This is a genomic window from Candidatus Schekmanbacteria bacterium RIFCSPLOWO2_02_FULL_38_14, assembly GCA_001790855.1.
Taxonomy (GTDB): Bacteria; Schekmanbacteria; GWA2-38-11; order GWA2-38-11; family GWA2-38-11; genus 2-02-FULL-38-14-A.
Window position 1 is genome coordinate 1 of record MGDH01000021.1, and the last position, 7,235, is coordinate 7,235.

8 protein-coding genes are annotated in these 7,235 nt (G+C 39.0%); 7 read left to right on the forward strand and 1 reads right to left on the reverse strand.

The genetic code is table 11. The features are described from left to right. The first annotated feature begins 287 nt into the window (after positions 1–287). The 7 genes from A3H37_09610 (at position 288) to A3H37_09640 (ending at position 5,798) form a co-directional block, all read left to right on the forward strand. A complete protein-coding gene (locus tag A3H37_09610) occupies positions 288–599 on the forward strand; it encodes a 50S ribosomal protein L21 (protein ID OGL49857.1) in 312 nt (103 codons plus the stop codon). 129 nt (positions 600–728) lie between these two features. Further along, the gene (locus tag A3H37_09615; GenBank protein ID OGL49858.1) at positions 729–989 is read left to right on the forward strand and encodes a 50S ribosomal protein L27; all 261 of its coding nucleotides are present in this window, start codon (positions 729–731) and stop codon (positions 987–989) included. Next, positions 986–2,050 (forward strand): GTPase ObgE, encoded by a 1,065-nt coding sequence (locus tag A3H37_09620; protein OGL49859.1) that lies wholly within the window; start codon positions 986–988, stop codon positions 2,048–2,050. The genes A3H37_09615 and A3H37_09620 overlap by 4 nt, the downstream gene beginning before the upstream one ends. Beyond that, positions 2,037–3,176 (forward strand): glutamate 5-kinase, encoded by a 1,140-nt coding sequence (locus A3H37_09625; protein ID OGL49928.1) that lies wholly within the window; start codon positions 2,037–2,039, stop codon positions 3,174–3,176. Before A3H37_09620 ends, A3H37_09625 begins: the two co-directional genes overlap by 14 nt. Before the next feature lie 161 nt (positions 3,177–3,337). Then, positions 3,338–4,594 (forward strand): glutamate-5-semialdehyde dehydrogenase, encoded by a 1,257-nt coding sequence (locus tag A3H37_09630; protein OGL49860.1) that lies wholly within the window; start codon positions 3,338–3,340, stop codon positions 4,592–4,594. Between the two features lie 98 nt (positions 4,595–4,692). Then, entirely contained in the window at positions 4,693–5,358 is a 666-nt protein-coding gene (locus A3H37_09635; GenBank protein OGL49929.1) for a nicotinate (nicotinamide) nucleotide adenylyltransferase, read from the forward strand. Positions 5,359–5,459: 101 nt separating this feature from the next. Continuing rightward, positions 5,460–5,798: a ribosome silencing factor gene (locus A3H37_09640; protein OGL49861.1), complete on the forward strand. Its 339-nt coding sequence runs from the start codon at positions 5,460–5,462 to the stop codon at positions 5,796–5,798. A 61-nt stretch (positions 5,799–5,859) separates the two neighbouring features. On the opposite strand, the gene A3H37_09645 is transcribed toward A3H37_09640, so the two are convergent. Next, the gene (locus A3H37_09645) at positions 5,860–7,197 is read right to left on the reverse strand and encodes a 4-aminobutyrate aminotransferase (protein OGL49862.1); all 1,338 of its coding nucleotides are present in this window, start codon (positions 7,195–7,197) and stop codon (positions 5,860–5,862) included. Positions 7,198–7,235: the final 38 nt, after the last annotated feature.

The window sequence follows — 7,235 nt, forward strand, 5'->3', positions numbered from 1 at the left end:
ACAAACCAAACCCCAGAAGGAAAAACCTTTAAAGCCCTTTAAGATAAAAAAGAAATACATTCCTCCAAAGAACCATCCATGGAGGAAATATCCTGTATTACAAAAACAGGACATTTCTACTTTGGCAAAAACAGGACATTTCTAAATTGGCTTGACAATTATTGAAAAATGCTTGACATTTTAATATATATTAATAGACTCTAAAAATTTCACAGATATCAGAGATATAGTAGTTAATTAATGTAGTTAGAAGATTATCAATAGATTAAAAACCTGGAGGCTAGAAAGTGTACGCTATAATTGAAACAGGAAACAAACAGTACAAGATATCAGAAGGCGATGTGATAAGGGTTGAAAAACTGGAAGGAAATATCGGAGATACTGTTGAGATAAGGGATGTTCTTTTAATAAAGAAAGATAATGAGACCATGGTTGGGTCCCCGCTTGTTAAAGAGGCAAAGATTGTTGGAGAGATAGTTGAGACAGCAAAGGGTAAAAAAGTAATTGTTTTTAAATTCAAAAGAAGGAAGAACTACCGGAGGAAAAGAGGACACAGGCAGTATTATACTGCGTTGAAGATTAATCAGATAGTAGGTTGATATTAATAAGGTTACATGTTTCTATCTCGATAGACGGGGTTTTCTAACCCCGTCTCGGCGGGACAAGAATGTCCCGCCTATCGGGAGAAAAGACATATCATTATAGAATAAGGATAAGGAGTTTTAAAGATGGCTCATAAAAAATCAGGCGGAAGTTCAACAAACGGAAGGGACAGTGCAGGCAGGAGGCTTGGAGTAAAGCGTTTTGCCGGGCAGGAAGTAAAAGCAGGTTCTATCCTTGTAAGGCAGAGAGGAACAAAATTCTTTCCGGGCATAAATGTTGGAAGAGGAAAAGATGATACTCTTTTTGCCAAGGTTAATGGTAAAGTCAGATTTGAATGGATTGCCAAGGACAGAAGACAGATAAGCGTTTACAGTCAGGCTGTTTGAGTGAAGTGTTTATTGATGAAACCAAAATTTTCGTTAAAGCAGGCGATGGCGGGAACGGGTGTGTAAGTTTTCGAAGGGAGAAGTATGTTCCAAGAGGAGGCCCTGATGGTGGTGACGGAGGTAATGGAGGAAACATAATATTTAAAGCCACTAAAAATAAATCCACTCTAATTAACTTTCATTTCAATCCTCACATAAAAGCTGAAAAAGGCTCTCACGGCAAAGGTTCTGATTTACACGGTAAAAACGGAAAAGATAAAATAATGCAGGTTCCTTTGGGGACACTTGTTTATTATCCGGACAGTTCCGCTCTTGTGGTTGACCTGAAGGAAGACGGGCAGGAGTTTTGTGTTGCAAGAGGCGGAAAGGGCGGAAGGGGAAATGCAAGGTTTAAAAGCTCAGCAAACCGGGTTCCAAGAAATGCTGAAAAGGGAATGGCTGGCGAAGAAAGATGGCTGAGGCTTGAACTCAAACTTTTGGCTGATGTAGGTCTGGTAGGGTTTCCTAATGCCGGCAAATCGACTCTCATATCCAAGATTTCAAAAGCAAAGCCAAAGATTGCAGATTATCCTTTTACAACACTCCATCCAAATCTTGGTGTGGTTGTTCTGAACGATGAAAAGAGTTTTGTTGTGGCTGATATACCGGGTCTTATTGAAGGGGCACACGATGGTGTTGGTTTGGGGGTCAAGTTTTTAAAACATATTGAAAGAACAAAAATTTTAGTTTATTTGCTGGATATTAATGGATATGAAGGAAAAGACACTATAGAGAATTTAAAATCTTTAAGAAATGAATTGAAAAGTTATAATCTTGAGCTTTTAAAAAAACCGCAGATTGTGGTAATAAATAAAATTGACCTTTTCCATTCATCTTCTGTTATAGAACCTCGTGAAGAAGAACAGGGAGTGAAAGGAAGAGAAAAAATTGTTAAAGATTTAAAGGCAGAGATTAAGAAAACCTGCAGGGCTAAGGTTTTTGCAATTTCTGCAGTTACCGGAGAGGGGACAAAAGAGATGCTTAAAGGCTTGGGAGAGATGCTTGAAGATAAAAGATTTTAACAGGACTGAGTTTTTAAATGGAATAAAGCGTGTTGTAGTAAAGATAGGGAGCGCTGTATTAACAAAAGAAAAAGACGGGCTGAACGTTTATCACATTGAGACCATTGCAAATGAGATTTCAAAACTCAAGAAGAATAAATATGAGTTTGTTATAGTCACATCAGGGGCAATGGCTGCAGGAAGAATGGAACTTAATATTTCAGGCAGAGTGGAAGGTATTCCAAACAAGCAGGCAGCTGCTGCTATAGGGCAATGCAGGCTGATGTGGGCATATGAAAAGGCTTTCAGCAAATATGGAATAAAAGTAGCGCAACTTCTTCTAACCCACGATGACATGAGCGACAGGAAAAGATACTTGAATGCCAGAAATACTCTTTTTACTCTTTTAAAACATGGAATCATACCAATAGTTAATGAGAATGATACGGTGGCAGTGGATGAGATAAAGTTTGGAGATAATGATTTTCTCTCAGCAGCAATCTCGAATATGGTAGATGCAGATTTACTTTTCATTTTAACAGACGTAGAAGGATTATATACTTCAGACCCCAGAGAAGGCAAAAATATGCAGTTAATTCCGGTTGTTGAAAATGTTACACCTGAAATTGAAAAGATGATTACAAGCACCAGAAGCGCAATGGGTACTGGAGGGATGGTTGCAAAAGTTCAGGCTGCAGCAAAAGCAACCATATCGGGTGTTACCACAGTAATAGCAAGTGGCAAGAATCCGCTTGTTCTTGAAGAGTTTTTAGGAGGCAAGGAGGTTGGTACGCTGTTTTTGCCCAAAAAGAGACCCCTGAAAAGCAGAAAGCATTGGATCGGATATACAAGAAAAATACACGGAAGAGTAACGGTTGATGACGGCGCAAAAGAGGCATTGATAAAAAGAGGTAAAAGCTTGTTATCATCAGGAATAATATCCATTGATGGTAAATTTGATGAGGGAGATTCTGTTCTGTGCGTGGATAGAGATGGAAAATGGTTTGCAAAGGGGCTTGTTAATTATAATTCATCAGACCTTGTCAGGATTATGGGTAAAAAGAGCATGGAGATTGAGGGGATTCTGGGACATAAGGATTATGATGAAGTTATTCACAGGGATAATTTGGTGGTGATTGGGGAATGAAAAAAGTTAGGCGGACTAATGTCAAAACTCAAAATTCAAATGAAATCCAAAGCCCAAATAACAAAAGTTCCTTTAATCATTTAGTCATTTGAACTTGATTTGACATTTGGATTTTGGCCTTTGAACTTGTAATTAATTCAGAAAGAACATAGAGGAACAATATGGAGATTAAGGAACTCGTTTCACAAAAAGGCAAACTTGCAAAAAAGGCGTCAAGAGAGCTTGCAACTCTTTCAACAGGAGTTAAAAACAATGCTCTTTTAAAAATGGCAGATGAGCTTGAAAAAGGGGCAGCAAGGATTCTTGAAGCTAACAAAGGTGATCTTGAGAATGCGCAGAAGCAGAAATTTCCAAAAGCATTCATTGACAGATTATTCCTTAATAAGGAGAGGATAAAGGATATAGCATCAGGATTAAAAGAAATAGCCAAGCTTCCTGACCCGGTAGGGGAGGGAACAAAGATGTGGCAAAGACCAAACGGAATGCGGATAGGGAAAATCAGGGTGCCAATAGGCGTAATTGGGGTTATCTATGAATCAAGGCCCGGAGTTACAGCAGATGCTGCAGGGCTCTGCCTTAAGTCAGGGAACAGCGTTATTCTTAGAGGCGGTTCTGAGTCAATTAATTCTAACAGGGCAATAGCAGGAATTTTATCAAATGCAGCAACAAGCAGCGGAATACCGGAAGGAGCAGTTCAGATTATGGAGATGACTGAAAGAGAGGCAGTAACTGAACTTCTTAAGCTTGATACATATATAGACCTTATAATCCCTCGTGGCGGAGAGGAGTTAATAAGGTTTATAAGGGAAAATTCAACAATTCCTTTTGTAAGACATGATAAGGGATTGTGCCATACATTTGTTGATAGAGATGCAAATATTGAAATGGCAGAGAAAATTTGTTTTAATGCAAAAGTTCAAAGACCGGGAGTATGCAATGCAATGGAGACACTCCTTGTCCATAAGGATATTGCAGGAAAGTTTCTTCCTTTAATGGTAAAAAAATATAAAGATGCAGGTGTTGAAATCAGGGGGTGTAGCAGGACAAAAGGTGTTGTCAGCGATATAAAGGATGCAACAGAGGATGACTGGAGGACAGAATACCTTGAATTGATACTATCAGTAAAAATAGTAGATTCTGTTGAAGAGGCAATATCGCATATTTCAGATTACGGGTCAGGGCATTCAGAGGCTATAATAACCAGCAATTACTTCAATGCCCAGAAATTCCTTCGTGAGGTTGATGCTTCTTCTGTTTTTGTAAATGCCTCCACAAGACTTGCTGATGGTAATCAGTACGGACTTGGCGCAGAGATGGGAATAAGCACACAGAAGCTTCACTGCAGGGGTCCTATGGGGCTTGAAGACTTGACTTCGCAGAAATATATAATATACGGGGATGGGCAGGTCAGGCAGTAAGGGGAAGTGAATAGTGAATAGTGAGGAGTAGCTGCAGAGCATAGCTCTGCCTCAGAAAAAACTGACGACTGACAACTAACGACTAATTGCTGATTAATATGGGCATTGGTATTTTAGGCGGTACTTTTAATCCGATTCATTTTGGCCATCTAAGAGCTGCTGAGGAGGTTCGCGAAGAGTTTAATCTTCAAAAAATTATCTTTGTGCCTTCTGCTCAGCCTCCTCACAAAAACCTGAAAAATATAATTCCAAGCAATTACAGAAAAGAAATGGTTGAAATAGCAATTAAGGGGAATCCTTTCTTTGAAGTCTCAGCAATCGAAATCAACCGTGAAGGGAATTCTTATACAATAGATACCATATGTGATATTAAAAAAAACTATAAAGAAGATATTTTTTTAATTTCAGGTGTTGATACATTTAAGGAATTCTCCACATGGAGAAGCGTTGAGGAACTTGTTAAGAGTTGTCACTTTATAGTTACTTCAAGGCCCGGAAGAGACTTGGAGTCCCTTGTGAGTGTTCTTTCAAATACAGTAACCAAGCGTTTTCCATCAATAGTTTTCAGCTATGAGGGTGTCAAAGGGAGAAGTTCGGTTTTTAATATTTCTTCTAGTTCTTACAAAATGTTTTCTATGGAAATCACAGGACTTGATCTATCTGCAACTGCAATAAGAGAGAATATTTCAAAGGGCAAATCAATAAGGTATTTGACTCCTGCTGAGGTTGAGGAATATATAAAAGAGAACAACTTATATAAATAGTTTTTTATTAATTCAAATGCTCTAAACTGTTTAAATTCTATAAAGGAGGGATTAAGATAAAAAGCGTTAAAAAATCAGTTTCAGTTCCTAAGAATAAAGCCATTCAGGCTGTTCAGTTTGCGCTTGATAAGAAGGCAGAGGAACCGGTTGTTTTTGATGTAAGAAAGTTTACTTCAATTGCTGACTATTTTTTTATCTGCCATGGAAATTCTGACAGGCAGGTAAAGGCAATAACAGAAAATATCATTGAGCAGTTCAAAAATACCGGAATAAAACACCTTTCAGCAGAAGGTTTCGGACAATGTACTTGGGTGATACTGGATTACAGTGATGTGATTGTCCATGTGTTCAGAAAAGAAGAAAGGGATTATTATAATCTTGAAGGCTTGTGGGGGGATGCCACGAGAGTAAAAATCGCAACCGCTAAAAAGCAGGGTTAAAAACCCCGACTATAGATAGGCGGGACATTCTTGTCCTGTATGTATTTTCAAATTCAACTAATTATAATTTTTCAACTTCTGTTAGTGCCTCTTCAAATATTTCCAGTGCCTTTGTAGCCTCTTTTTTGTTTATAATCAAAGGCGGAAGAAATCTGACAGAGTTTTCTCCGCAGCCAAGAATAATCAAACCTTTTTTAAAGCATTTGGTTAAAAGTTCGCTTCTTTCCTTTATTGCCCGCTTCTTTGTTACTTTATCCTTAACAAGTTCAACACCTATCATTAATCCCTTCCCGCGGACATCACCGATTAAACAGTGGCTCTTTTCCATTTCCTTTAAATTCGAAATCATAAAACTGCCAATTACTTCAGCATTCTTCATTAGGCTGTTTTTAACCAGTTCAATAGTTACAATTGCAGCTTCACAGGCAACCGGATTTCCTCCAAAAGTGCTTGCGTGTGAACCCGGGACCCAGTTCATAATTTTTTCCGAAGCTACTGTTGCTGAAAGAGGAAAACCAGATGCTATCCCTTTGGCAAGGACTATGATGTCAGGAATTATTCCAAAATGCTCTATGGCAAGGAATTTCCCTGTCCTTCCTACCCCTGACTGTACTTCATCGGCTACAAAAAGAATGCCGTACTTTTTTGCGATTTTGTAAAGCTTCTGATGAAATTCCTCTGGAGGCACCACATATCCACCCTCTCCAAGTATTGGCTCAACAAAAATTGCAGATACTTCTTCAGGTGGGACATTGTGGCGGAAGAGTTCGTCTTCAATCCATTGGACACAGGCTGTATTGCACTTTGGATATGTCAGATTATGGGGACATCTGTAGCAATGCGCATACGGGACATGGACAGCGCCGGGAACAAGCGGGAAAAAGTTCTTTCTCTGAATGGTTTTACTTGCGGTCAGGGAGAGTGAGCCCATAGTTCTTCCGTGAAAGGCTCCAAAAAAAGCAATAACCATTTGCCGTTTTGTGTAATAGCGGGAGAGCTTAAAGGCTGCTTCAACACCTTCAGTGCCGGAGTTTCCGAAAAATACTCTGTTGTTATTTTTCCCCGGCAAAATCTCATTCAGTTTTTTGGCAAGTTTAAGCTGAGATGTATAGTAGAAATCTGTCCCTGACATGTGAATGAGTTTCTTTGACTGTTCAGCTACTGCTTTTATTATTTTTGGATGGCAGTGTCCTGTTGAACAGGCGCCAAGCCCTGCAGAAAAGTCAAGGTACTTGTTCCCATCTATATCAGTTACAACTGCTCCCTTACCCCTTTCAACTACAAGAGGATATGCCCTTGTGTAGGATTGAGAGATAAACCTTTTGTCTTCTTCAACAAAATTGACTGCTTTAGGACCTGGGACTTCAGTAATCAATTTTTGGAAGGGATTGTTTTTCATCTTTGGGTCCTTCTTTTAAATCTTTCCTCTAAAATGGC

Bases quoted from the DNA above. Each gene is read 5' to 3' on its own strand.
- A3H37_09615 (OGL49858.1), top strand. From the start codon at position 729: ATGGCTCATAAAAAATCAGGCGGAAGTTCAACAAACGGAAGGGACAGT.
- A3H37_09630 (OGL49860.1), top strand. From the start codon at position 3,338: ATGGAGATTAAGGAACTCGTTTCACAAAAAGGCAAACTTGCAAAAAAG.
- A3H37_09635 (OGL49929.1), top strand. From the start codon at position 4,693: ATGGGCATTGGTATTTTAGGCGGTACTTTTAATCCGATTCATTTTGGC.
- A3H37_09645 (OGL49862.1), bottom strand. From the start codon at position 7,197: ATGAAAAACAATCCCTTCCAAAAATTGATTACTGAAGTCCCAGGTCCT.